At 68.0% G+C, this 23,595-nt stretch carries 24 protein-coding genes and 3 pseudogenes; 8 read left to right on the forward strand and 19 right to left on the reverse strand.

Translation table 11 applies throughout. The features are described from left to right. Nucleotides 1-116: 116 nt before the first annotated feature. The 5 genes and pseudogenes from QFZ75_RS33125 to QFZ75_RS33145 form a co-directional block, all read right to left on the reverse strand. Complete coding sequence (locus tag QFZ75_RS33125) at nucleotides 117-296, reverse strand: hypothetical protein (RefSeq protein WP_307542803.1); 180 nt, start codon at nucleotides 294-296, stop codon at nucleotides 117-119. A 430-nt stretch (nucleotides 297-726) separates the two neighbouring features. Then, nucleotides 727-867: pseudogene (locus QFZ75_RS33130) on the reverse strand (undecaprenyl-diphosphatase); the annotation flags it as partial. Between the two features lie 81 nt (nucleotides 868-948). Then, nucleotides 949-1,119, reverse strand: a complete 171-nt coding sequence (locus QFZ75_RS33135; protein ID WP_307542805.1) for a hypothetical protein — start codon at nucleotides 1,117-1,119, stop codon at nucleotides 949-951. 225 nt (nucleotides 1,120-1,344) lie between these two features. Next, nucleotides 1,345-2,353, reverse strand: a pseudogene (locus QFZ75_RS33140) (integrase). A gap of 31 nt (nucleotides 2,354-2,384) precedes the next feature. Beyond that, nucleotides 2,385-2,864: an IS5 family transposase gene (locus tag QFZ75_RS33145; RefSeq protein ID WP_373465977.1), complete on the reverse strand. Its 480-nt coding sequence runs from the start codon at nucleotides 2,862-2,864 to the stop codon at nucleotides 2,385-2,387. 79 nt (nucleotides 2,865-2,943) lie between these two features. Between QFZ75_RS33145 and QFZ75_RS33150 the strand changes: the two genes are divergently transcribed. Next, complete coding sequence (locus tag QFZ75_RS33150; protein ID WP_307542807.1) at nucleotides 2,944-3,714, forward strand: alpha/beta fold hydrolase; 771 nt, start codon at nucleotides 2,944-2,946, stop codon at nucleotides 3,712-3,714. Here QFZ75_RS33150 and QFZ75_RS33155 read toward each other — a convergent pair. Next, nucleotides 3,692-4,183, reverse strand: a complete 492-nt coding sequence (locus tag QFZ75_RS33155; protein WP_307542809.1) for a hypothetical protein — start codon at nucleotides 4,181-4,183, stop codon at nucleotides 3,692-3,694. The genes QFZ75_RS33150 and QFZ75_RS33155 overlap by 23 nt on opposite strands. Before the next feature lie 94 nt (nucleotides 4,184-4,277). Here QFZ75_RS33155 and QFZ75_RS33160 point away from each other — a divergent pair, with 94 nt between their 5' ends. Further along, nucleotides 4,278-4,886, forward strand: a complete 609-nt coding sequence (locus tag QFZ75_RS33160; RefSeq protein ID WP_307542812.1) for a YdeI family protein — start codon at nucleotides 4,278-4,280, stop codon at nucleotides 4,884-4,886. A 208-nt stretch (nucleotides 4,887-5,094) separates the two neighbouring features. Here the strand turns inward: QFZ75_RS33160 and QFZ75_RS33165 are convergent, their stop codons facing one another. Next, nucleotides 5,095-5,724: a transposase family protein gene (locus QFZ75_RS33165; protein WP_307542814.1), complete on the reverse strand. Its 630-nt coding sequence runs from the start codon at nucleotides 5,722-5,724 to the stop codon at nucleotides 5,095-5,097. Nucleotides 5,725-5,863: 139 nt separating this feature from the next. Beyond that, on the reverse strand, nucleotides 5,864-6,775 hold the full coding sequence (locus tag QFZ75_RS33170) for an NADP-dependent oxidoreductase (protein ID WP_307542816.1): 912 nt from the start codon (nucleotides 6,773-6,775) through the stop codon (nucleotides 5,864-5,866). 125 nt (nucleotides 6,776-6,900) lie between these two features. Here QFZ75_RS33170 and QFZ75_RS33175 point away from each other — a divergent pair, with 125 nt between their 5' ends. Then, nucleotides 6,901-7,266 carry a MerR family transcriptional regulator gene (locus QFZ75_RS33175; RefSeq protein WP_307542818.1) on the forward strand — a complete coding sequence of 122 codons (366 nt, stop codon included), beginning with the start codon at nucleotides 6,901-6,903 and terminating at the stop codon, nucleotides 7,264-7,266. A 158-nt stretch (nucleotides 7,267-7,424) separates the two neighbouring features. Here QFZ75_RS33175 and QFZ75_RS33180 read toward each other — a convergent pair whose 3' ends face one another. Together QFZ75_RS33180 and QFZ75_RS33185 are read right to left on the reverse strand one after the other, a co-directional pair. After that, entirely contained in the window at nucleotides 7,425-7,589 is a 165-nt protein-coding gene (locus QFZ75_RS33180) for a hypothetical protein (RefSeq protein ID WP_307542820.1), read from the reverse strand. Between the two features lie 51 nt (nucleotides 7,590-7,640). Further along, nucleotides 7,641-8,504 (reverse strand): helix-turn-helix transcriptional regulator, encoded by an 864-nt coding sequence (locus QFZ75_RS33185; protein ID WP_307544957.1) that lies wholly within the window; start codon nucleotides 8,502-8,504, stop codon nucleotides 7,641-7,643. Between the two features lie 183 nt (nucleotides 8,505-8,687). Here QFZ75_RS33185 and QFZ75_RS33190 point away from each other — a divergent pair, with 183 nt between their 5' ends. From QFZ75_RS33190 to QFZ75_RS33205, 4 genes and pseudogenes are all read left to right on the forward strand, one after another. Then, complete coding sequence (locus QFZ75_RS33190) at nucleotides 8,688-9,155, forward strand: nuclear transport factor 2 family protein (protein WP_307542822.1); 468 nt, start codon at nucleotides 8,688-8,690, stop codon at nucleotides 9,153-9,155. 230 nt (nucleotides 9,156-9,385) lie between these two features. Beyond that, complete coding sequence (locus tag QFZ75_RS33195) at nucleotides 9,386-10,333, forward strand: hypothetical protein (protein WP_307542824.1); 948 nt, start codon at nucleotides 9,386-9,388, stop codon at nucleotides 10,331-10,333. Nucleotides 10,334-10,491: 158 nt separating this feature from the next. Then, a complete protein-coding gene (locus tag QFZ75_RS33200; protein WP_307542826.1) occupies nucleotides 10,492-10,899 on the forward strand; it encodes a hypothetical protein in 408 nt (135 codons plus the stop codon). A gap of 124 nt (nucleotides 10,900-11,023) precedes the next feature. Continuing rightward, nucleotides 11,024-12,208, forward strand: a pseudogene (locus QFZ75_RS33205) (IS701 family transposase). A gap of 289 nt (nucleotides 12,209-12,497) precedes the next feature. Here QFZ75_RS33205 and QFZ75_RS33210 read toward each other — a convergent pair. The 9 genes from QFZ75_RS33210 to QFZ75_RS33250 form a co-directional block, all read right to left on the reverse strand. Next, on the reverse strand, nucleotides 12,498-13,469 hold the full coding sequence (locus QFZ75_RS33210) for an amidohydrolase family protein (RefSeq protein WP_307542828.1): 972 nt from the start codon (nucleotides 13,467-13,469) through the stop codon (nucleotides 12,498-12,500). 11 nt (nucleotides 13,470-13,480) lie between these two features. Further along, a complete protein-coding gene (locus tag QFZ75_RS33215) occupies nucleotides 13,481-14,404 on the reverse strand; it encodes an aldehyde dehydrogenase (protein ID WP_307542830.1) in 924 nt (307 codons plus the stop codon). After that, on the reverse strand, nucleotides 14,293-15,663 hold the full coding sequence (locus QFZ75_RS33220; protein ID WP_307542832.1) for a LysR family transcriptional regulator: 1,371 nt from the start codon (nucleotides 15,661-15,663) through the stop codon (nucleotides 14,293-14,295). Before QFZ75_RS33220 ends, QFZ75_RS33215 begins: the two co-directional genes overlap by 112 nt. A 384-nt stretch (nucleotides 15,664-16,047) precedes the next feature. After that, entirely contained in the window at nucleotides 16,048-16,743 is a 696-nt protein-coding gene (locus QFZ75_RS33225; protein ID WP_307542835.1) for an MBL fold metallo-hydrolase, read from the reverse strand. A gap of 84 nt (nucleotides 16,744-16,827) precedes the next feature. Next, on the reverse strand, nucleotides 16,828-17,346 hold the full coding sequence (locus QFZ75_RS33230) for a 3-isopropylmalate dehydratase (protein ID WP_307542837.1): 519 nt from the start codon (nucleotides 17,344-17,346) through the stop codon (nucleotides 16,828-16,830). After that, nucleotides 17,346-18,599, reverse strand: a complete 1,254-nt coding sequence (locus tag QFZ75_RS33235; RefSeq protein ID WP_307542839.1) for an aconitase/3-isopropylmalate dehydratase large subunit family protein — start codon at nucleotides 18,597-18,599, stop codon at nucleotides 17,346-17,348. Before QFZ75_RS33235 ends, QFZ75_RS33230 begins: the two co-directional genes overlap by 1 nt. Next, on the reverse strand, nucleotides 18,599-19,495 hold the full coding sequence (locus QFZ75_RS33240; RefSeq protein ID WP_307542841.1) for an oxaloacetate decarboxylase: 897 nt from the start codon (nucleotides 19,493-19,495) through the stop codon (nucleotides 18,599-18,601). Before QFZ75_RS33240 ends, QFZ75_RS33235 begins: the two co-directional genes overlap by 1 nt. A 26-nt stretch (nucleotides 19,496-19,521) precedes the next feature. Beyond that, nucleotides 19,522-20,967 (reverse strand): MmgE/PrpD family protein, encoded by a 1,446-nt coding sequence (locus QFZ75_RS33245; protein WP_307542843.1) that lies wholly within the window; start codon nucleotides 20,965-20,967, stop codon nucleotides 19,522-19,524. Nucleotides 20,968-21,236: 269 nt separating this feature from the next. Beyond that, on the reverse strand, nucleotides 21,237-22,637 hold the full coding sequence (locus QFZ75_RS33250; protein ID WP_307542845.1) for an MFS transporter: 1,401 nt from the start codon (nucleotides 22,635-22,637) through the stop codon (nucleotides 21,237-21,239). A gap of 192 nt (nucleotides 22,638-22,829) precedes the next feature. On the opposite strand from QFZ75_RS33250, the gene QFZ75_RS33255 reads away from it, so the two are divergent. After that, nucleotides 22,830-23,591, forward strand: coding sequence for an IclR family transcriptional regulator (locus QFZ75_RS33255; protein WP_307542847.1), 762 nt, complete (start codon nucleotides 22,830-22,832; stop codon nucleotides 23,589-23,591). Nucleotides 23,592-23,595 lie beyond the last annotated feature (4 nt).

Consider the following 23,595-nt stretch of genomic DNA (forward strand, 5'->3'; position numbering starts at 1 on the left):
TGCCCTTCATGCCTGTCAGGGGAATTGCGGGCTCGGCCCCGGCCGGCCCGTTCCGCCGGTCCGGGCTCCGCCGGTCCGTTCCGCTGGTCCGGCTCAGCGGTTCGGCGCCCCGGGGTTCACGCCGCTTCGACGATCTCGTCGCGGACCGCCGCGGCCCACTCCACGACCAGCAGTTCGTACTCGGCGCGCTCCTGGGCCGAGAGGGAACCGCCCGCGCGGATCCATAACGCTCGGATCTGCTCATTCAGTACGGCCGCGGACCGCACGGAACCAGGGGTCGGAGAGTTGGGGGACATGTGCATCAGCGTAAGGCCACGGACTGACGGTGCGCTACCGGATGACTACCTGTGCCGTATGCGGTTGGTCACGCCATAAACCTCTACGGGCCGATGAGTTGAGATTCGTGTGCGGCGGGCCGGGTGAGCCGGATCCGGGCGCCCTGTTTTTATTCAGGTGCCCGCGAGAGCCGTACCCGCTACCGTCGTGCACGTCCGGGTGCGAAGGCGGCGGATACTTCTCCTTCCAAGAGGGAAACGCGGGTTCGAATCCCGTCGCCGGCGCGAGTCGGTGTCGTCCAGCGGCCCAGGACACTTGTGTCGCCGCCGCCGAGTCCGATCTCCGGACACCGAGCACGGAGCCGCCCGCCACGGGGGAAATTCAGGCGGGCGGCTTCGTCATGTCCGGAGTCTCCGGGAGGCCGGACGGCGGTGCGTGTGCGCCGGGGCGTCAGCCCGCCGACTCCGCCGCGTGCGGGCTCAGCGCGCCCATGCCGACCAGCACGATGATCAGGATGCCGAGCGCGATGCGGTAGTAGACGAACGGCATGAAGCTCTTGGTCGTGATGAACTTCATGAACGAACTTATGACGACTTTGATCGAGCGGACTTGGCCTGCTGTTTTCCACCACTTTTCAAGATTGAATGCGAGCGCGGTGGGAGATGGCACCTTTCAGTGCTCTCCCTCGCCGGCCACGAAGCGCAGCCACCTGGTTTGCAGCGAACCTGCAATCTCCTGCTCCATGGCCAGAGCAACGTGCGAGTAGAGACCTTCCACGCCGGCGACCTCGTGGCCCACGCGGGTCTCCACGGCGATGCGACTGTGTCGATCTTCGTCCAGCAACTCCTTGCCGCCGTGACGAAGCAGGTACAGCTGCTGCCCGGCGTACGCGGTCGCAGGGACCTCCGGAAGGGGACGGCGGGAGGTGACCAGCTGGGGCTGGTTCAGGCGAACCCTCCTGAACTCCTCGGAGGCCGCTGGACCACGCGAGACCGGCTGCCGGTAGGAGTGGCTGAAGTTTGCGTTGGTCAGCGGCCCTGCCCGTGCCGAGAACTCCGTCCGTGCAGTTCAGACCGTATGTCGGTACTCGTGGAGGGTGCCGCCGAGGTGGTCACGTCGGCGTATGTCGAGGTGGGTGAGCTGCTCCGAATCGGTGATCGGTGGGGGCAAGGCGTGCAGTGGTCGGACGCCTGCGATGCCTTGGTGGGGCCGGTGGGAGTTGTCGTGCTGCTCGAACTCGCGCAGGGTATGGAGCAGATGGTGCGTTCATGCGCGGCATCCGGATCCCGCTGAGTACGACCTCGATCCCCGCATCCTCAAGGACGGTGTCGAACATGCAGGGGACTTCCCGTCGCGGTCGCGGCTCATGAACCGGGCCCGGCAGCCGGCATCCTCGAGATCCATGACGAGGTTCCTGGCGGCCTGTGCCACTCAGGAGGCGGTCGGGTGCGCCGTCGCGCACAGGACCCGGATGCGCCGACCGGCGTGCCCGATCACCGCGAACACGTACAGCCGCGCCCCGGACAGGGTGACCGCTTCGAAGAAGTCACACGCCGGCAGGGCATGAGCCTGGGAGCGCAGGAAGCGGGCTCAGGTCGTTACGGCGCGTTCGGGTGCCGGGTGGATCCCGGCAGCCTTCAGGATCTACCACACGGTGGAGGCGGCCATCCGCACGCCCAGGACGAGCAGCTCACCGTGGATGGGCCGATATCCCCACCTGGGATTCTCCCTCGCCAAGCGCAGGATGAGAGCGCGGATCGAGCGCACCGTGTGTGGCCGTGGCGAACGTTTCGGACGGGAACGGGGCCGTATGGCGGCGCGCGAGAAGATCACGATGCCAGCGCATCACCGTGTCCGGCCGCACCAGCAGCCGCAGCCCGCGCAGCACCTCCGTCGGCAACCGGCGCAGCAGTGCTGCCAGGAACGCGCGATCGCCCGGGGCGAACCGCACTCTCCGGCCGTCGAGTTGGCGCTCCAGTACCCCGATCTGATGGCGAAGAGTGAGAGTCTCGGTGTCCTTGCCCGCGCGCCGCACCCACACTTGCGCCGACCAGCCGTGTCGGCGCAGCAGATCCACACGCCCTGGACGTTGTGGCTGAGAAGTCATCTCATTTGGTGAGTCGGTGGTAGCAGATGAGGGTGCGGGCGATGCTGGTGAAGCCGAGGAAATGGTTGGCCTTGCGTTCGTAGCGTCGGTGGAGGCGGCGGCAGCCGGCGAGCCAGGCCATGGTGCGTTCCACGGTCCAGCGGTGGCGACCCAGCCGTTGCGAGGACTCGACTCCCTTGCGGGCGATGCGGTGGGTGATGCCGCGTTCGCGTAACCATCGCCGCAGCTGGGCGTAGTCGTAGCCCTTGTCGACGAGGACTTTGCGGACCGCCCCGCCTGCGTTCTCGGCGACCTGGTGCAGCAGTATGGCGCCAGCGGCGTTGTCGTGGGTGTGCGCGGAGAGGACGACGACTGCGACGACCAGGCCGAGGACGTCCACGGCCAGTCCGCGTTTGCGGCCGGGCGCACATGCGAGCCGGGCCGAGGACGCCGATAAACTCCAGAGACTTGGAACGGCCGTGGGGGGCCGGTGTCCGACCACAGATCGCGGCCGTCACCGGATCCGCACGTGTCGCTCTGCCGCACGACTGCGTTCGAGCTCGTTGGTGAAAGGAAACATCTTGATCAACCGTCGTCAGTTCTCCGCGTTAGGTGCAGCCATCACGGCCGCCCCTCTCATGTCCGTTGCCGCCGCCCGGGCCGCGACGGGGAAGGGCACCGGGGCCGCGGCGAGCAACGTGGTCCTCGTGCACGGCGCTTACGCCGACGGCTCGTCCTGGTCGAAGGTCGTTCCGCTGCTGCAGGAGGCCGGACTGCGGGTGACCTCGGTGCAGAACCCGCTCACGTCGCTCGCGGACGATGCCGAGGCGGTCCGCTTCGCACTGTCCCGGCAGGACGGCCCCACTGTCCTGGTCGCCCACTCCTACGGAGGGGCGGTCATATCAGAGGTCGGGCTCGCGGAGAACGTGACCGGCCTCGTGTACGTCGCCGCGCGAGCTCCCGAGGCCGGGGAGGACTACGCCGCGCTCTCCGCCTCCTACCCCACACCGCCCGTCACGTCCGGCGTCGTCAGCTCAGAGGGGTTCAAGTGGCTGAGCCAGGACGCCTTTTTGAGCGACTTCGCCAACGGCGTGCCCCGTAAGGAGGCCCTCGCCCTGTATGCCGCGCAGGGCCTGCTGTCGACCGCCGCCCCGACCACGAGCACGGCCGCATGGCGGGAAAAGCCCTCGTGGTACGCCGTCTCCCGGAACGACCGCACCATCGACCCCGGCCTGCAGCGGTTCATGGCCCAGCGCATGAAGGCCACGACCGTCGAGGTCGAGGCCGGCCACCTGTCCCTGATCACCCACCCCAGGCAGATCGCCCGGCTCATCCTCGCGGCCACCGCCTGAGGCGTCGTGCAGGTCGGTCACTGATCGCAGGCCACCCCGGCCCGCGGCCGGACGAGCCCAGCCGGACGCGGGCGTCCTGGTACAGCCGGGCGACCTCGTCCGGGCGGTCGTCGCCGTAGAGGTCGTCCGCGATGCCGTATCCCCGGCGCTCCAGCAGATAGGTCAGGAATCGATAGGGAGTCCGGTACTCGCTGACCTCATCCATGTCCAAGCGGAACTCCGTGCCGGAGCGGCTGGGGTGTTGATGTGCCAGCCAGCCAGCCAGCCAGCCAGCCGCCCGCCGCCTGAACGCGGGCGGCGTCACCGCCGAGCCCTTGACCCGGGTGGCGAACACCCCGCAGGCCGGGCAGGCTCTGGCTGTCTCGTCGGCCGTGACCAGGTGAACTCGGCGCCTTCCGTCGGCCAGCCGCTCAACCCGCGCGACGGACACCCCGTCGAGGTCGAGCAGCAACGTCATATCGTTGACCAAGCCCGTGGCTCCTGGATGATCGTTCTGCGTCGAGAACAGAGATGATCACGCAGGCCCACGGGCATTCCGCATCCGGGGCCGTGCCGAATGCCTCATGACAATCGGCCGGGTGTGGTTCGCTGCTGGGGTGACTCAGGACTTGGAGATCGTCGCATTCGAATCCGCCGAGGCATTCCAGGCATGGCTCGGCGAGAACCACGCCGTCTCGTCCGGCATCTGGCTCAAGCTTCGTAAGAAGGCCCCTGGAATCGCCGCGCTGGATTACACGCAGGCGCTCGACGTGGCGCTCTGCTACGGCTGGATCGACGGCCAGAAGGCCACGTTCGACGACCAGTGGTGGCTCCAGCGGTTTACCCCGCGCAAGCCGCGCAGCAAGTGGTCCAAGGTCAACCGGGACAAGGTGGTCGCCCTGACCGAGCAGGGCCGGATGCGTCCGCCGGGGCAGGCCGAGGTCGACCGCGCCAAGGCGGACGGCCGTTGGGAGGCGGCCTACGACGGCGCGAGGACCGCCACGGTGCCGGACGACCTCGCGGCGGCCCTGACCGCCGACCCGGCCGCGGCCACGTTCTTCGAGACACTGGACCGGCAGAACCGCTACGCGATCTTGTACCGGATCCAAGATGCCAAGAAGGCCGAGACCCGGGCGCGCCGGATCGAGAAGTACGTAGCGATGCTGGCGAAGGGCGAGAAGCTGCACCCGTAGTCACGGAGAGGGACCGTGGCCGTGTGCTGCCCTGGACTCCCGGCGCGCCTGCGATCCCGGCAGCAGCCACCAACCGCCGTCGCTGAGCGTAACGAAACGTCAGAGGCCCTGAGCAGGCGCACCGCTCAAGATCGAAGACCCACGTAAGTTCCGAACAACCCGACGGCATGCTTCTGTGTCTAGTCGAGGATGTGCCGCAGGGCTTCGCTCACCCCCGGCCGCAGCGCACGGCGATTTCGGTGTCGTCCGGCGAGTTCAGAGCGCCGGATACCCGGGCGGCGTAGACGCGGTGGACCAGGCTGGTGACGTACACGTCGTAGGCGCGCCCGTTCAGAGTCTTCGGGCCCGAGACGAAGGCGTACTGCCTGTTCTTGCCGGAGATGAACCGGTCCCGGTCCTTGCGCCCGGCTGCCGGGCGGCGGACCCGGATCTCGGTGCCGTCGATGATCCCGGTCTTCCCTTCGGCGCCGAGGTGGTCGATGACCTCGGCCAGGGTCCGCAGCCGCACACCCGGGCTGATGGTGCACCCTCGCTCGGCGAGCAAGGGCCGCACCTCTGCGACGGCCCGAGTGATGGTGGAGCGGTCGACACCGAACCAGCAGGCGAGCACATCGTGCGTGGTGGCATGCCGAAGGCGCACGAGCGTGGCCAGGAGCCGGTCGACAAACACCAGCCGGTGTTTCGCGCCCGCACCCACAGCACGCTTCCGCGGCCGGGAGGCAAGCCTGGCCTGGTGCCGTCCGTGCCACAACGGGCCCAGCTCTGCGACAAGTTCAGCGATCACGTCGGCCGACAGGCCCGTGATCCTCCGGTCGCTGATGATCGCTGCACGAGACACGTTCCCCACCACAGGGCCATGATCGACGATCAGAGGCTCAACGGCCCACCGCCTACCGTGCACGAACTCGCTAGGCCCTTGACGCCGCGGCATTTCCCGTGCGGGTGATGTCCCGGAACGGATGGTCGTGCTCGGATGGTCAATTGTCCTGGAGGGAGACGACGATCTTTCCTCGTGTGTGTCCGCGCTCCGCGTGCGCGTGCGCGTCGGCGATCTGGGCGAGGGCGTAAACGCGCTCGATACGCGGTGTGTAGTGGCCTTGTCGGCCCAGCTCGGCTGCTGCGGTCAACAGCGCGGAATTGTTCTCCGCGTTCACCACGTGCACTCCCCGCGGTGCATTGAAGTGGTCGGCGACGGTTGACACACGCGTGGTATCGCCGACAATCGTGACCAGGTCGGTCAGGGATCCGGAGGCGGCGGTGTCGAGTGCGATGTCGACGCCACCGCGAGCGAGGACGGCAACACGCTCGGCGAGCCCGGCGCCGTAAGTGGTGGGGATGGCACCGAGAGAAGACAGGAACTCGTGGTTACGCTCGCTGGCCGTCCCGATGACGACGGCGCCGCCGGCGATTGCGATCTCGACGGCTGCGCTGCCCACGCCTCCGGCGGCGCCCTCGATGAGGAGGGTGCGTCCCTGCAAAGGGCCGAGCGCCTTCAGCCCAAGCGTTGCGGTCACCGCTGCCAGTCCGGCGCCGGCGGATTCCTCGTTGCTCCATGTGCTCGGCGCATGGGCCCATGCTGAGAGCACGGCGAACTCTGCGGTCGCGCCGGTATCACCGCCCAAACCGAAGACGAGGTCGCCGATCTCCGCCCCTCGCACTCCCTCACCGATCTCGTCGACGACGCCGACGGCGTCACGGCCGGGGACCGCAGGAAGGTCCAACGGCAGCCACTTGTGCAGTGCACCGGACCGCAACTTCCAGTCGATGGGGTTGACACCGGCAGCCGCGACACGGATGCGAACCTCGCCGGGGCCTGCGTGCGGTTCTGGCGCCTGCTCGATCACCAGGGTCTCCACACCGCCGTACTCATGGAAGCGGGCTGCACGCATGATGTCTCCTTCGCAGAGTGCTGGGTAATCCGGCGAACGCCGGCAGCCCCTACGCTAGAACCTGACGTTGACGTCAGCTGCAAGCCTGTTGTGCCGTCCGAGCACATTCGAACCAAGGAGTCCCAGTGCGAATCGGTGAGGTCGCCGCGAAGGCGGGAGTGAGTGTCAGAGCGCTGCGCTACTACGAGGAGCAGGATCTTCTCCACGCCGACCGCGGCTCCGGTGGGCAGCGGCAGTACCCCGACAGCGCCGTGGCCCATGTCAGGCTGATCCAGCAGCTCTACGCTGCGGGTCTGCCGAGCAGAACCGTCCGCGAGGTGCTGCCGTGCGTGAAGTCGGGAGAAGCGACTTCAGCACTGCTGGAGTTGTTGGCCGCCGAGTGTGACCGTGTCGACCGACAGATCACCGACCTGCTGAGTGTGCGCAACCGACTCGAGGGAGTGATCGCCACGGCGAAGAACCCCGACCGTGACTGCACCCACACATACTGAAGAAAGATTTCCCCGGCCCGTCGCCTGCGACACCGACCGCCATGCGCTCCGGTCCCGGATCACTCCGCTCGACGACGTCCCGGCAAAGTGGCGGCCGCGTCGGCGCAGGCCGTGGAGGGCCTTGACCCAAGAAGGGGTGGTTCAGGGCTCGCAGAGCATCAACTCGCATTCTTGATCTCTGGCGTGGTGATAGTGCCTGCCTCACGTGCCTGGCCGAACAGGTCGTTCAAGGTGAGAAGTTGGCGTTCGGCGGGGGTTCCGACACGAAAGAGACACTTGCTCAACTTCAGGATCTCCCGCATCCCGAGCAGTTCCTCACCCACCAGTGGCAACGAGCTGCCGTGTGGCCGCCTGCCGACGGGCCGGCACCCCGGTCATCCGGGCGTGGTGGCCGACTGGCCGGCGATGGCGGTGAGCCGGAGTCTGGTCTCGTCCTCGCCACCAGGCGCGGCAGTCATGATTACAGTCTTGAGGTCGAGGTCGCCGTCGGTCAGGATGTCGCAGTCCAGCGTGACACGGCCCACTGTGGGGTGGTCGATCGTCTTCGCGTCTTCACGGTGCGCAGTCACTTCTCCGGTCGCCCACAACCTGGCGAACCTTGTGTTCTCGCTCAGATCACGGATCAGCCTGGCAAGACGCTTGCCCCGGGGGTAGCGGCCGGTGGCGCGGCGCAGGTCGGAGACGACGGCGGCGTCGGCGGCCTCCCGGTCCGCCTCGGCAACCGGCCACCGTACGAGCCGGGCGGGCCCGTCGTCCACGGGGAATCTGTCGCGGGCGAAGTTGCGCAGACGCGCCGGTGACGCGGAGGGGGCACCCAGAAGGGCAGCCCATCCGCGGTTCCACCACACCAGCTGCCAATCCGCCGCGAAGAGGGCTACCGGGACGTCCCCGAGCCGGGCGAGTACCCGTTGCACGCCGGGCGGGAGGTGGTCGGAGATCATGCCGTTTGCCGGAGGGGCGAGCTGCGCCAGCCGGTACAGGTGGTCACGTTCGGCGGTGGACAACTGCAGGGCACGTGCCAGGGACGCCACCATCGACGCCGAAGGGGCGGTGGCCCTTCCCTGCTCCAGACGCACGACGTAGTCGACCGACATGCCGGCGAGATCGGCGAGCTCCTCACGCCGCAGTCCGGTGGCACGGCGCCCCGAAGTCGTCGGCAGTCCGGCGGCCGACGGCGGAATCCGGTCGCACCATGTGCGGATTATCGCGCCCAGGTTGCTGCCGGATGTGGTCGTTATGGTTACCGATTTTCCCTCATTGCCGGTCAACACGATAACGCGAGGGTAGTACAGCTCTTCCTACCGTCGAAGCGTCTCTGGTTCGTATGCCACGGCGGCCTCACCATGAAAGACATGAACACCGGACCCGGGCCTTCTGGGACCTCCCGGCCAGACCGGCCATCCACCATGCAGGAGCCACTCATGACCACGACAGACATCGAGAACGCACTATCTCGTCTGCTGGACGAAGCGGCAATTCGGGACACCCTCGCCCGTTTCGCCGACGCTGCCACCCGAGGCGACACCGACCGTTTCCGCGCGACCTGGGCCGAGGACGCGGAGTGGACGATCGGCGAGCGCGTGCATGCCGTCGGCGCGGACGACATCGTCTCCACGTTCCGGAAGCTACGGGACGAGCGGGACTTCTTCGTGCAGTTCGCGGTACCGGGCCCGATCGAGATCTCCGGCGACGAGGCGACCACCAGCATCATCTGCCACGAGGCCGCGCGCGGGCCGGGCGAGACGTACTACCGGAACCACAGTGTCACCTCCGACCGCCTCAGGCGCTCGGAGGACGGCTGGGTCTTCACCAGCCGCTCGTTCCAGTACCTCTGGCTCGACACGTCCCCGTTCACCGGCAACGCCTTCAAGCTGCCCGTCGGATTCTGATTTCGGTCGGCAACCGCCGTTCGATGGGCACGCCCGTGAAATCCGGGCGTGCCAGGCAACGCGAGACAGACCGAAGTTTCCCGACCACGCCACAACCCTCGTTTCCGCGCTGTTTACGAACACCTCGAAGAAAGCGGGCACCGCACATGAACGTCGAAGGCTCCAAGCCTGTGAAGTGGCGGCTCGCCGAGGTCACGAGCCCTCTGCTTGCTCAGCGAGTACCCGTTGTCGTGGCTGAGGACATCCCGTACTTCCCGGGTGCCGATCGCTTCCGGACCCTCAGTGTCTATCTGCCCAGGACACCGGACACACTGGAACTGGTCGGTACCGCAGCCGAGCGTCTTCCGGAAGCGGGCTCCGACTCCGCCGTCCCGCGCTACCACGTCCACATCCACGGAGGTGCCTGGCGCGACCCCCAGCTCACTTCCGCGTCGATCGAGCCGACCGTCGCCCACGCCTTCTCCGACCCGGCACAGCCGATCACCGCTGTCGCCTCGCTCAATTACCGGGTCTCGCAGTTCCCCACGCATCCGTCCCTGCCCTACGACGCCGTCAGGGACAACCACGCGGATCCCGCCCGTGAGGCCGTCCACCCCGACCACGTGAGCGACGTCCTGCACGGGCTGGCCCTGCTGCGCTCGTTCGGCCTCACTGACCGCTCGTACATCCTGTCGGGCCACAGCTGCGGCGCCTGCATCGCATTCCAGGCAATCCTCCAGGCTCCGACCCAGCACGGGCTGGAGCTTCCCGACGCGCCCTGCCCGGCTGCGATCGTCGGCCTCAACGGCCTGTACGACCTTCCGGAACTGACCGACGGGCTCGGCGACTCGCACGAGCATCTCCGCCAGGAGTACGGGACGCTGCTGGCGAACGCCTTCACCCCACAAAGGAAGGCATGGGCCACAGCGAGTCCGGCGCGCTTCGACCCGGAAGGCATCGCCCAGCGGATCCGAGAGGGCACAGCGCCGCGGCTGATCGTGCTGGACCAGAGCTCCCAAGACATGCTCGTGCCCATGAACCAGAAAGAGCGGTTCGCAGCGCACCTCGGCCACGTGGACGGGCTTCACCTCATCGAGGGGCACCGGTGCAGCGAAGGACACGCGGCACCGTGGGAGAGAGGCGACATGATCTGGGAAAGCCTCCAGGACATCCTCCGGCTCCTGCACACGGGGGCATGAACACGCGACAAGCCTCGCTGTCCGGATGCGGGTACGAGTGAGCAACGTACCTCCCGCGGCGGCCCCCCATGCGACTCGCCGCTCCACTCCCATGACCGATATCCGCAGGCCGCGCGCAGGACAGGCGCGCGCAGCCGGGCCCGGGGCCGCACGGCGCCATGTGGTCCGACGTCGAAGCCGTCCAGGTCGTGCGCGCCGGGGCCACCTTCCGTGACCAGGAGTTCGCGCCCCCGCGGTGGATCTACCAGGGACCCGGGGGCCGCATCGAGTGGACGAACATGAACTCCCGTCAGCCGATCTACCACCGCAATCTCGATGTCGACGAGATGGCCTACCAGGTCACCGGCCACCGCACGCTGATGACGGAACTCGGAACCGCCGAGCTGCGACCCGGCGACTTCGTGCGCATCCCCTGCGGGGTGTGCCACGACAACTGGGGCCGCAACGACATCCATGTGATCTGGTACCTGCCCGAGGGCTACACCGAGGAACGCGAGCCCGTGCGGTCTCCGAGGCCGGGATCCCGCCGTTCGAGGGCTGGAAGCCTGCGATCGTCAACGAAATGATCACCGACTGCCTCGGTGGCAGCGAACCGGACCATGATGTGGCCGCACACCGCTCGGACGACACGTCCTAGTACTGCAACGGTGCTTGTCGTGACTGCTGGCCAGTTCGTTCGTTGGTGTGGTTATGGGTGGGGACCTTGCTGATGTCAGGGTGTGGGCGGGTGAACTCGAGGCGGTGCATGAGCGGTTCGTGCACCGGTTCAACCGGGAGGAGCCGCGTCAGTCGGCGCTGGCCTATATGCGGGGGCTGGTTGCTCCGCTGGAGCGAAAGAACGGCTGAACGCTGGCGGAGGAGGCCGGACATGCCGGGCCGGACCGCATCCACCGGCTGCTGAACCGCATCGAGTAGGACGCAGATAAGGTCCTGGACGACGTACGCGACTACATCGTCGAACACCTCGGAGACCCAGATGCCGTCCTGATCGTCGACGACACCGGGTTCCTGAAGAAGGGTGTCCGCTCAGCCGGCGTGCAAAGGCAGTACTCCGGAATCGCCGGACGCACCGAGAACAGCCAGATCGGCGTCTTCCTCACCTATGCCACGAGCCGCGGACGTACTCTGATCAACCGGCGGCTGTATCTGCCCACCGCCTGGACGGACGACCGGGAACGCTGCCGCCGGGCGGGTATCGACGACAGCGTCGCCTTCGAGACGAAGGTGGCCATGGCCAAGGCGATGGTCCGCCGGGCCATCGCGGAGAAGGTCCCGTTCCGGTGGGTGACGGCGGACGCCGCTTACGGCTTCAGCAAGGGCTAGCGGTTCGAGCTGGAGCAGGCCGACGTCTTCCATGTCATGGCCACCACCCGGCACGACACGGTCGTCACCCGCTGGGCACTCGACCACCCCGTCCACGATCTGTTTCCCGGCCTGCCACGACAGAAGTGGAAACGCCGTTCCTGCGGCGCGGGAGCCCATGGCCGGCGGATCTTCGACTGGGCCCGCGTCGAAGTGAGGCCCTGGCACCGCGAGGACCGCCGACACTGGGTTCTCGCCCGCCGCAGCGTCAGCAGGCCCGAGGAGATCTCCTACTACATCGCCTACTGTCCCGCCGACACCACGCTGGACGAGCTGATCCGCATCGCGGGCAGCCGCTGGGCGGTGGAAGAGTGCTTGCAGACCGCGAAGCAGGAGTGCGGCTTGGACGACTACCAGGTCCGCCGCTACCCCGGCTGGCACCGCCACATGACCCTGGCCATGGCCGCCCACGCCTGCCTGACCGTCCTGAGAGCCCGAGAACTGGACACAGGTAAAGCAGAAACGGATCCTCCCAGCTCATCCACTACAGCCTCGCCGAAATCCGACGCCTGATCACTCGCCTCACCAACCGCCGCCCCACCCCGGTCGACCACATCCTCCACTGGTCAACATGGCGCCGACGACGCCAGAAACAAGCCCGCATCAGCCACTACAAACGACGCGGACACAGTCCCTGAAAACTGCCCAGCAATCAGCACAAGCACCGTTGCAGTACTAGGGGCGCTCGGGCGTCCCGGACGGCCTGGGCGCTGCCCGACATACGTCCTGGCCAGGTCTGTCGTCCACCGCCGCCCACCTGGCCTGCTCGAACGCCTGTTTCCGCAAGCTCATTTCGAACTGATCACCCGAACACCGGCGTCCGTCCTGCCAGGCGGTGTGCGATGGCCGGGAAGAGTTCGAGCGCACGTCGCCCGATCAGCTCCGCCTGGGCGGGGGTGACGACCGAGGAACCGCGCAAGGCGGTGATGTTCGCGTTGAGCGTGCGATCGCCGCTGCACGGCACGCCCGCGTCGCCACCGTAGACGATGTGGTCGAGGGGAACCATCGTCAAGGCCGCCGCCAGGTTGGCGTCCGTGCCGGATGCGGCGGTGTCGAGGTAGAGGCGGCTCAACTGCCCGGCGATCTCCTCAGCGGTGAACTGATCCCCGGCAGGCACCCATGCCTCGGTGCCGAGCAGTGCGAGCCGACCGGAGAGACCGGGCAGGGCGCCGCCACAGTGCGCGAGGACGAAGCGGATGTCCGGACAGCGGCGGAATACGCCTTGGTACAGCATGGCGACGACGGTGCGTGCCGTGTCGAACGCGACTTCCACCAGCGGGGTGGGCAGCCCGAGTTCGGGCCGTGTCGTCGTGTCAGGGTGCACGAACACCACCGCGCTACGCCGGTTCAGCTCGTCCCATACCGGCTCCAGCACCCGATCGGACAGGTTGACGCCGTTGTAGGTCGTGCTCATCGCCCAGCCGTCCGGCTGCATGGCCTTGTCGGCACGGGCGATCTCCGCAAGCGCGACGTGCGGGTCATCGGTGGGCAGAGCCGCCAGCAGACCGAAGCGATCGGGGTGTTCGGTGACGACTTCGGCACCGTAGTCGTTGGAGGCGCGCAGCGCGTCGTGGGTCTGCGGCACAGCGCTCAACAATTGCATCGCCACCCCTGTCCGGTCCATCGAGCGCAGGGCGCCTTCGACGGTCCAATGGTGCGGCTGGGGCGCGAGGAAACACAACTCCTGCATGGCGGTCCACGCGGTGTGTCGTTGTTCTTCGGTGGTCGGAGGGGTGAAGTGCGCGTGCACGTCCACCCAGGCCCTGGTGGTCAACGGCGTTCCTCTCATTGTTGTTCCGGTCGTTCTTGTTCCGGGGCCGCGGTGGCGTCGAGCGACGGCTGCCACCGGGGTATTGGGCCGAGCCCGTTGGGGATGCGCAGACTCTTGCTGTAGCCGAACTCGTGCAGGGTCTCGTGGGCGTGCTCGCGGCCGTAGCCGCTGGCTCCCGTACCGCCGAACGGAACCCCGACAGCAGCCCTGTGGTAATGGTTGACAAAGACCAGACCAGCGCGGACAGCGTTGCCGATTCTCAGCGCGCGCTGGTGGTTCCCGCTGAACACACCCGCGACGAGTCCGAACGGGGTGCCGTTGGCGATCCGGACGGCCTCGTCCTCGTCGTGAAACCGGATCATCGTCACGACCGGTCCCAAGATCTCCTCGTTCGCCACCCGCATCGCCGGCGTGACCTGCGTCAGCAGGGTCGGAGCAACGTAGTACCCACCGGCCAGCCGTGGGTTCGCAGGCAACTCGGCCTGCGCGAGAAGCACCGCTCCCTCGGCGCGCCCGATGTCCAGGTAGTCCAGCACCCGGTGTTGCTGCTCGGACGTCACGAGCGGCCCGACGTGGGTGGCCGGATCGGCGCCGTCACCCACGGTCAGTCGGCGTACGGCCCGCGCCACGCGGTCGGCCACCTCGTCGTAGACGGTGTCCTGCACGAGCAGGCGGGAGGCGGCGGTGCACGCCTCGCCCTGGTTGAAGTAGCCAGCCTCGACGAGCCAGGGTACGGCCGAGTCGAGGTCGGCGTCGTCGAAGACGATGAACGGGTTCTTACCGCCGAGTTCGAGCAACGCCGGGGTGAGGTTGTCCGCCGCCGTCTTCAGCACGGACACCCCCGTGGCCGGGGCGCCGGTGAAGGAGATCTTCCCGACGAGCGGGTGCGCGGCGAGCGCTGCGCCGACCGGGTCGCGGCCCGGTACGACGTGGACCACGTCGTCAGGAACGATCCCTCGATCAGCTCGATCAGCTCGATCAGCTCGATCAGCTCGATGAGCTCGATGAGCCGAAGCACCGACAGCGGTGCCTGCTCCGGCGGTTTGAGCACGACGGCGTTACCGACGGCGAGCGCCGGGGCGAGCTTGCCCGCGGTGTGGATGGGCGGCCAGTTGAACGGCGCGATCGCCCCGATGACGCCATAGGGTTCGAGGGTCGTGACATCGAGCAGCGGTCCGTTCTGCGCCGCGGCGCTGGGCGGGGTCGTGATCAACCCGGCGAACAGGTCGAAGATCGCCGCGGACGCGACCATGTCGAAATCCACCGCGCCCAGGACGCCACGCAGCCACCGATGTCCCGGGTCGGCGTCGTGCATCGGATGCCACCAGAACGCCTCGGTCAGCGACACCATTTCGAAGGGGAACTCCAGCACCCGAATGCCGTCGCCGTCCTGGGCCGCCGCGACCCGGCCCGGCACGACCCCGATGGTGTCCGTGCCGCGAACGAGCCGGGGCACGACGAGGAAGGAGTCCGCGACCGCGACGACCCGAGGGGTGATCCCGAGCAACTCCAGTTGCCGCCAGGCGGGCGGCCGGCCGGCCCGGTCCGCGAAGGTCGCGATCCACGGCAGCCGTTCCAGGTCCTGTCTGGTCAGCTCGTCGCCGACCGACTTGTTGTCCGCGGAGACTACACACACCCACCGGTCCGTGTGGACATCCGCGAAAGACGCCAGGCTGAGATATCCGTGCGGCAGCAGGACACCGTCGACAGTGCGCAGGTACTTGTCCTCGTGCTCTAGCAGTTCGGCGCTGACCGGCTGGAAACGCAGGCCCACGCCGGGCGCGGGACCGCGGACCCGGCGGAGGAGCTCAGCCCCCGCCGTGACGATCCCGTGATCGGACGAGACGATGGTGAAGGTCCGGGTCGAGGTCTCCGGCGAGAAGGTCGTCTCCGCGGCGAAGGTCCGGTCGACGGCCGTGACCGCGGCTGCGACCAGGGGACGTAGCCGCTCCCCGAACGCGGTCAGCCGGTAGGAGTTGCCGCCCCGTTCCAGCAACGGGTCACCGAAGTGCCGGCGCAGTCGTCGCAGCGACTTCGACAACGTCGGCTGGGTGCGTCCCAGACGCGTCGCCGCCGCGGTGACGCTGAGTTCGCTCAGCAATGCGTGCAACGCCTGCAGATGAGTGGACTCCAGGCCAAAGGAGAGAAGGGCATCGCGGTGCGGGGCGGCCTTGCCCTCGTTGTCAGCGCTCGGCACGATGACGCCGGTGGGGCGGCCGAGCGGGAAGCCCCGGTTTGCAGGCGGTCTCCGCGAACCGCCATCGGTGCGGTCCGCGTGCTCGGTCAGTCGCCACTGCGGCTCGGCCTCCGTTGGTCCAGGGTCTGTCAGCAGCACTCAGCAGCACGCACGTTGAGCCAGGAGCTGCCCGACAAGCTTTCCGTGCCGGCCACCGTTCCAAGACGCTCATCCCCGTGCAGCCTCGCGCACACGTCAGGTTCTGACCCTCGTCGGCGTGCTCTTCAGCGGCCTGCTTCGGCGACTGACCGTCCTGCGGTCTCGTCCAGTCTGGCTTTCACCCTCTGGCCTCGAACGTCGCGTCGTACGCGCTCACCCGTCCGGTGTTGGCCTTGGCGCCCGGGTTCAGGATTCTGTTGGGAATTGCCGCATGAACTCCTGGAAGGTGTGCACGTCGCTGCCGGTCAGTGGGGCGCCGTGGGCAAAGCCGACTGCATTCAGGTTCGGGGGGATGCGGGCCAGGCTGCCGGGCCTGAGGCCGGGATCGGCGGCGAGTGCGGCCGGGCCGATGGCGAGTTTGCCGCGGTTGAAGGCGGCGTCTCCCATGAGGACGGTCCGGCTGGGTTCGTGAAGCAGCACGATGTGGCCGGGTGAGTGGCCGGGGGTGTGGATGACGCGCAGTCCGTTGCTGCCTTCCACCACTTCTCCGTCGGAGACGGTGCCGTCGGCGGTGGTGGGGGCCCAGTGGAGTGCGGGCAGGTGGTCGATGAGGCGGCCGACGGTGCCGGAGCGTCCCTGGGCCGGTACGCGTCCGGCTTCCAGCCAGGCGCGATCGGCGTGGTGGATCAGGATGTGTGCACCGGTGGCGCGGCGGAGTTCGGCGGCACCCTGTACGTGGTCGGGGTGGGCGTGGGTGAGGATGACGCGGCGGATGTCGGAGGGCTTGTGGCCCAGAGCGGCGATCGTGTTGAGGAGTACTTCGGGGGCTTTGGACCAGCCGACGTCGATGAGGGTGAAGCCGTCGTCGCCGTCGACGAGGAAGGCGTTGTCACGCCTGCTGGTGGCGATCCGGGTGACGCCCGGAGAGAGCGGGCTGTGCATGAGGATTCCTTGATTGTGAAGGGTGCAGTTACAGACGGGGACGGAACGTTGCCGGGGCGGCGCCGGCACCTCCCTGACACCGGCTCAGTGGTCGCGTGCGGCCGGGGCGGGGATGTAGCCCTCGCGGGCGAGCTTGGGCAGGATGCCGCCGTTGGCCAGGATGTCGAGGACCAGGGGCGGCAGTGCGCCTGCCTCCAGGCACGTACCGGACCTGGTGTTCTCGGCCCATCCTTCGGCGAAGTCGAGGCGTGCGGTGTCGCCGTCGGTGAATGCCGCGCTGGCACCGGGGACGGTGAGGGCGGGCAGGCCGTGATTGATGCAGTTGCGCAGGAATAGGGAGTTGAACTCCTCTGCGATCAGTGCGGCGATGCCCAGTTCGCGAAAGAGTGCGGCGACGGGACGGGACGAACCAAGGCCGAAGTTGCGGCCCGCCACGACGATGTCGCCTGTCTCGACCTCGTCGGTCCAGCCGGGGCGCAGTTCGTAGAAGATGTGGCGCGCGGCTTCGGACACGGGCAGTTTCATGGCGAAGGCGGGGTACATGGCGTCGGTGGTGACGGAGTCGCCGACTACCCAGACGCGTCCGGTGATGAGGGTGTCCATCAGCTGTGTTCCCCTCGCGGGTCGGTGACGTGGCCGGTGAGGGCGGAGGCGGCGACGGTGGCGGGGGAGGCCATGTAGATCTCGGCGTCGGGGCTGCCCATACGGCCGGTGAAGTTACGGGTGGAGGAGGTCAGGCAGACCTCGCCGGGGGCGAGCAGGCCCATGTGGTAGCCGAAGCAGGCGCCGCAAGTGGAGTTGGTGATCACCGCGCCGGCGTCGGCGAGGTCCTGGAGGTAGCCGGCGCGCATGGCGTCCTTGTAGACCTCCTGGGAGGCCGGGGTGATGAGCAGCCGTACTCCCGGCGCGACAGTGCGGCCACGCACGATGTCGGCGGCGATCTTGAGGTCCTCGAGTTGCCCGTTGGCGCACGATCCGATGAAGCACTGGTTGACCGGCCGCTTCTCGATCGCTGATACCGGCAGCGAGTTGTGGCTGACGGTGCCCGGGCGGGCGACGTAGGGCTCCAGCGACGACAGGTCCACGGTGCGTACGGCGGCGTAGGTAGCGTCCGGGTCCGGGTCGGCTGCTGTGTAGGAGCCGGGGGCGGCTCCGTGGGCCGCGAGGAAGTCGCGGGCAAGGTCGTCGATGGGGAAGGTGGAGAAGTCAGCCGAGATCTCGGCGCCCTGGGTCGCGATGGTGCGCCGGTCGTTCATGGGGATCGAGGCGAGGCCCGGTCCGCCGTATTCGAGGTTGTGATTGGTGGCGTCGCCGTAGGTGCCGGCGATGTACAGGAAGATGTCCTTGCCAGATACGGCGTTCGGCTTGGTGCCGGTGAATTCGTAGCGGATGGTGGGTGCGGCCTGGAACCAGGTCTTGCCGGTGCACAGGATCGAATACACCTCGGCAGGGCCGAGTCCGCGGGCTGCGGTGTTGTAGGCGCCGCCCGCGCAGGTGTGGGAGTCGGTGCAGGCGAGGATCTCGCCGGGGCGGGCCAGGCCGTTCTCGGCGATGACCTGGTGGCAGATGCCGTGGCGGCCGACGTCGTAAAACTTGTCGATGTGGAAGTCGCGGGCGAAGGTGCGGGCGTGGGTGCCGCCGATCGCGTCGTGGACGCTGGGGGCGGGCACGGCGTGGTCCATGATCACGGCAACCTTGTCCGGGTCGTTGATCTTCAGGGGCTGGACCCAGCCGGTGGCGAACTGCAGGTCGATCATCACGGTCATGTCGACGTCGCACACCACCGTGTCACCAGCGCTGACGTGGTCCACGCCGGCCTTGCGGGCAAGGATCTTCTCCATCATCGTCATACCCATCAGGCACCGTCCTTGGCGTCGTCGCGGTAGCGCTCGCCTATCGCGGACCACTCGCGCAGCCCGACGAGCTCGAACAGACCCTGAGGGCCGGGCGTGGCCTGAGGCATGGTGCCGCCCATGCGGCTCAGAGCCTCCAACCCGTGCAGGACGTAAGGGGCGAGCAGGGCGCCGGGGTGGATGGCGATACGGAAGCCGAGCTCGGCGAGCCGGTCGGGTGCGGTGTCGGGAGTGAGGCCGCCCTGCACCATGTTGATCAGCAGGGGGGCCTCCACCTCGGCGGCGATCTTCTCGATCTCCCCGATGTTCCGCGGAGCCTCGACGAAGAGGACGTCGGCGCCCGCAGCTGCGTAGCGGCCGGCGCGGTCGATCGCCTCTGCGATGCCCAGCGGTCCGCGGGCGTCGGTCCGTGCGATGATCACCAGATCGGAGTCGGTGCGGGCCTGGAGGGCGGCGTCCAGCTTGTCGATGAACTCCCCGGGGGCAATGAGTTCTTTGTCGGGCAGGTGGCCGCATTTTTTGGGGAATGACTGATCTTCGAGGTGGAGGGCGGCCACTCCTGCCTTCTCGTACTCGCGCACCGTGCGCGCCACGTTCATCGGTGCGCCGTAGCCGGTGTCGGCATCGGCGATCAGCGGGATGCCGTCGAGTGCGGTGACCACGATGCGGGCTCGCTCGGTCATCTCGCTCTGGGTGAGAAGCCCGATGTCGGGCAGCCCGAACCCGGCGACGGACACCCCCGCGCCGCTCAGGTAGGCGGCCCTGAAACCGGTGCGGGCAACGAGGTGGGCGGAGAGGCCGTCGAACACGCCGGGGGCGGTGATCAGGCTGTCCTGGGCGAGCAGCGAGCGCAGCCGGCCGCCCGCGGTGGCGGGACGTGCTTGTCGAGACGGTGACATGGGTATTCCTTGCAGTTCGTGACGGGTCAGTCGAGGACGCTGCGAGCGGGTGCGGCCAGCAGTTCCACCAGACGGTCCAGAGCGGGCTGGTTTTCGAGGTCAAGGACGATGCGTTCGATCTCCTGTGCCCGGTCGGCATCGATGACGCCGGTGGTCAGTGCCCGGTATTTGTCGCGGATTTCCGTGTGGGTGAGCGGGTCGTCCGGGCCGCCGTGGGGCTGGTTGAGGGCCTGGGTGCGGACCTCGCCACCGCGCAGCGTGATCGTGAGGCGGGTGTTGTAGCCGCGCTGGGTCCAGGTCGGGTCCTGGGGCTCGTCGACCTGCTTCACCTCGGTGCGGCCGATTAGCTGCCAGACGTCGTCGGCGTCGATCCGGGCGGGCGTGAACTGCTCCGGCCTCACGTGGCCGTCCAAGAGGGCCACGGCCGTGGCGTAGGCGATGTTCATCTGGGCGCCGATGGTGGTCAGCGGGCGCTCCGGGGTCCACCACCCGTGGTGGTAGATCGTGTCAGGGACCTCGATGAGGATGGATTCGACGGCCTCGGCACTGAGCGTACGGCCGTCGGTCACCGTGATGGCGGCGTCGATGGCGGGATGCAGCCCGCCCATGGCCGCGTGGATCTTCACCGTGATCTGCTCGGTGTGCCATATCTGACCCAGGCCCTTGGTGATCTGGGTGGCGTCGGGGTTGTGGCCCTCGCCGAAGGTGGACAGGAAGCCGCCGTAGGAGCGCTCGAAGACCTTCTTGATGCCGGTGTAGCCGGCCTGGGCGAGACCGGCGGCGTAGAAACCGTTACGGGAGGCCAGACCGTGGTGCATCCGCTTGGACATCGCCTCGTACTGCGCGGCCATGAGACCCGCGGACTGCGTGGCGGCCAGGCCGAGCGCGTCCTCGAACGCTGCGGCGTCCAGGCCGCGCAGTGCCCCGGATGCTGCGGCGGCCGCATGCGTGCCGAAGACCGAACCCGAGTGCCAGCCGCGGGACAGCATCTGCGGACCGTGCAGGGACAGGCCGACCCGGGTGCCGGTCTCGAAGCCCAGGACCGTCGCCCTGAGGAACTCCGCCCCCGTGACCGACGGTAGTTGCGATGCGGTGGACAACAGTGCCGGCAGGACCAGCGAAGTGCTGTGCAGTGGGGCTGCCGGGTAGTAGTCGTCGAGTTCGAAGCCCTGGATGAACGTGCCATTCAGCACGGCGGCTGCCGGGCCGCTGGTGGTGCGCCCCCAGCCGATCACCGGGACCTCTCCGGAGCCCTCAAGGTTCAGGACCGCTTCGACAGCGGTGCGCGACCAGGGCAGCTGGGCGCCGATCAGTGCGCAGGCCAGGCCGTCGAGCACCAGGTGCGCGGCCCGCTCCCGCACGTTGGTGGGGATCTGTTCCACTGTGGTGGCGGCCAGCCAGCCGGCCAGCTGCCCCGTGGGGCCCTTGGGGTCGGTGGGCTGCCGGGTGGTCGTTGGCGTCGGTGCGGACACCGCGCTCACCTCCTATGTCGTGGAGCCTGGATCGGGCGGCAGGAGTGGTCTGGTCTCCCGCGAACCTCTTGGTTGTGAGGGCCGCGCGGGTGGCAGGGGGATGCTGCCCGGCCCGAGGTGATCCTCGGGAAAGGGAGGGGACCGTCGCCGCCTTCGGGCGGGACGACGTCCCTCTCGCCGGGCGCCTGCTTGCCAAGTGGCGCGCGGGCGGCTGGTCGGACTTCCACCGTCTGCTGGTGGTGGACGACGTGGCATCGGTACAGCCCTTTCTAGATGCTCTCGAGGGCGACCGCGTTGGTTCGGGGCCCGAGCAGGGCGACCGCGAGGGCCATCAGCGCGATGATGCAGGCGCAGGTGAGGTAGATGGGCCCTGCGCCGAGCGTGTCGAGAATGGGCAGGGTGCAGAAGGGCAGGACGGCCGCAACCAGGCGGGAGAGCGAGTAGGTCCGGCCGAGCGCGGTGTTGCGAACCTCGGTAGGGAAGAGTTCGGCGCCATAGGCGCGCGAGACGGTGGCGTTGATGACACTCATCAGTGTGGTCAGCAGGCCGGCCGGGACGATCACCCAGACGGAAGTTCCTATGCCGAAGGCCGTGCCGGCGACGGCCACCAGCAGGGACGAGACGATCACCAGGGTTCTGCGCTGGATCCGTTCGGCCAGGTGCATCAGCACATAGCACCCGAGCGGATAACCGATTGCCGTCAGGGCCAGGTACGTCAGCGAGTCGACGACGGTGAACCCCTTGTGCAGGAGTACGAGGGGGGCGATCGAGGCGAAGCCGTAGAAGCCGACAGGCCCCAGGGTCTCCATCAGGCACACCAGCACCGTGCGCCGCCGCAGGGCGGGACCCCAGAGTTCGGGGCGGCCGCTCCGTTCGTCTGCTTCCTCACGGGCGAGTCCCAGTGCGGGAGCAGAGGGAAAAGTGCCGGTCACCGCCAGGCCGGCTGTCTTCTCAATGCGGCCCAGCGCGTCGATGGCCTGCTGTGGTTCGTGGGTGGCCAGCCAGCGGGGCGACTCGGGAAGGCTGCGGCGCAGCAGGTAGACCACGAGAGCGCCTGCGCCCGCCAGGGCCATGAGCCAGCGCCAGCTGGAGGCGCCGAGCATGGTGTGCGGGAGCTTGGCCGCGAGCACTCCGGCCACGGGCACGGCCAGCATGCCGAGGCCGTAGGCGGTGGCCAGCATCCGTCCGCGGCGGGCTGCGGGCATGAGCTCCGTGAGATACGTGTCGACCAGGGCAAGCTCAGCGCCGAGTCCGATGCCTAGCAGGAACCTCAGCACGATCAGCTGTGTGGGGCTCTGGGTGCACGCGGCCGCGATGGACAGCGCGGCGTAGGCGACGAGGTTGATCTGGAACATCCGCCGCCGCCCCATGCGGTCGGCGAGCCCTGAAAGGGCAATCGCGCCGAGAAGCTCACCGGCGAACGTCGCGCTGATGAGCAGGGACTTGCCCGTCGTGGTTGCAGCCCAGTCCGCTGGCAGTAGGGGAACGAGCAGGCTGCTCAGGGCCACCTCGAAGAAGTTGAAGAAGGAGCCGAGACCGACAACGGCAAGCACCCTTCGGTGCCAGCGGGTCACCGGGAGACCGTCGAGGCGAGCCGCGACGAGAGACTGCAGCCGGCGAGTGTCGGTGATGTTGTTTAGGGACTGAGAAGCGCCGCGAGTGTCTGCCATGATCCCATCCGGTTTCATTATTTATAACCGAGGTTTCATATTGGGAGGCCGAGAGTGACAGGGGCGCACACTCTCGTCAAGAGGGGAGGTCAACCACCCTGAGTTCGCGATCCATGCCTTGCAGTCGGCATGTAGAAGCCTTACGTTTCAGATAGTGCTTATGATGGAGTAAATATTGAGACAGGAGGGGTCGTGCCGGATCAGACCCAGGGCGGTAACACCGCGCGGCGGGCTCTACGGCTGCTTGAGGCCGTGGTCGCGTCACGGGCACCTTCCGGCTTGCAGGAACTGGCGGAGACCGCCGGGCTCAGCAAGCCGACGGCCTACCGCCTGCTGCGTGTGCTGCAGGAGGAGTCCTACCTGACACGGGGAGATTCCGGCGGGTATCGCATAGGCACGCAGCTGATGGCCCTCGCCGCCCAAGTCATGCCCCGGGCCGACGTGTTCGTCGATGCTCGCCCCGTTCTGCAAGCCCTCGCTGGGCTCTCTGAAGAGACGGCGACGCTGCATTTGCGGGCCGGGGACGAAGCCATCTTGGTACTCGGAGTCGACAGCGCCCATGAACTGCGCAGAGCGGCCCGCCTCGGCTCCGCGACTCCACTGCACCGCGGATGCAGCGGGCAGGCGATCTTGGCCCATCTCCCCGTCCGCGAGGTCGCCACGCTTCTCAAGCGAGTGGACAGCGACCTGGAGGCATCGCGAGTCGACCACGCACTGAGCGCCGTACGCGACCAGGGGTTCGCCCTGTCCCAGGGCGCCAATCACCCGGGGCTGACAGGCATCGCCGCACCGGTGCTCACCGCATCTGGCCAGCCTGCGGCATCCGTTGCCGTCTCCGGACCCTCTGGACGCTGGACAGCGGAAAAGGCACGGGAGTTCGCCGGCGTGCTGACCGAGCATTGCAGCCGACTGGCCGAACTGTTCGCCCCTCTTTCGCCGACAGGCAGTACGTGACCCC

Origin of the sequence: Streptomyces sp. V3I8 (assembly GCF_030817535.1) — a bacterium.
GTDB lineage: Bacteria > Actinomycetota > Actinomycetes > Streptomycetales > Streptomycetaceae > Streptomyces.

Coding starts and splice junctions, on each gene's coding strand:
- QFZ75_RS33125 (WP_307542803.1), bottom strand. CDS start 296: ATGTCCCCCAACTCTCCGACCCCTGGTTCCGTGCGGTCCGCGGCCGTA.
- QFZ75_RS33160 (WP_307542812.1), top strand. CDS start 4,278: ATGACAATCGGCCGGGTGTGGTTCGCTGCTGGGGTGACTCAGGACTTG.
- QFZ75_RS33170 (WP_307542816.1), bottom strand. CDS start 6,775: ATGCGTGCAGCCCGCTTCCATGAGTACGGCGGTGTGGAGACCCTGGTG.
- QFZ75_RS33190 (WP_307542822.1), top strand. CDS start 8,688: ATGACCACGACAGACATCGAGAACGCACTATCTCGTCTGCTGGACGAA.
- QFZ75_RS33200 (WP_307542826.1), top strand. CDS start 10,492: ATGTGGTCCGACGTCGAAGCCGTCCAGGTCGTGCGCGCCGGGGCCACC.
- QFZ75_RS33225 (WP_307542835.1), bottom strand. CDS start 16,743: ATGCACAGCCCGCTCTCTCCGGGCGTCACCCGGATCGCCACCAGCAGG.
- QFZ75_RS33230 (WP_307542837.1), bottom strand. CDS start 17,346: ATGGACACCCTCATCACCGGACGCGTCTGGGTAGTCGGCGACTCCGTC.
- QFZ75_RS33235 (WP_307542839.1), bottom strand. CDS start 18,599: ATGGGTATGACGATGATGGAGAAGATCCTTGCCCGCAAGGCCGGCGTG.
- QFZ75_RS33240 (WP_307542841.1), bottom strand. CDS start 19,495: ATGTCACCGTCTCGACAAGCACGTCCCGCCACCGCGGGCGGCCGGCTG.
- QFZ75_RS33250 (WP_307542845.1), bottom strand. CDS start 22,637: ATGGCAGACACTCGCGGCGCTTCTCAGTCCCTAAACAACATCACCGAC.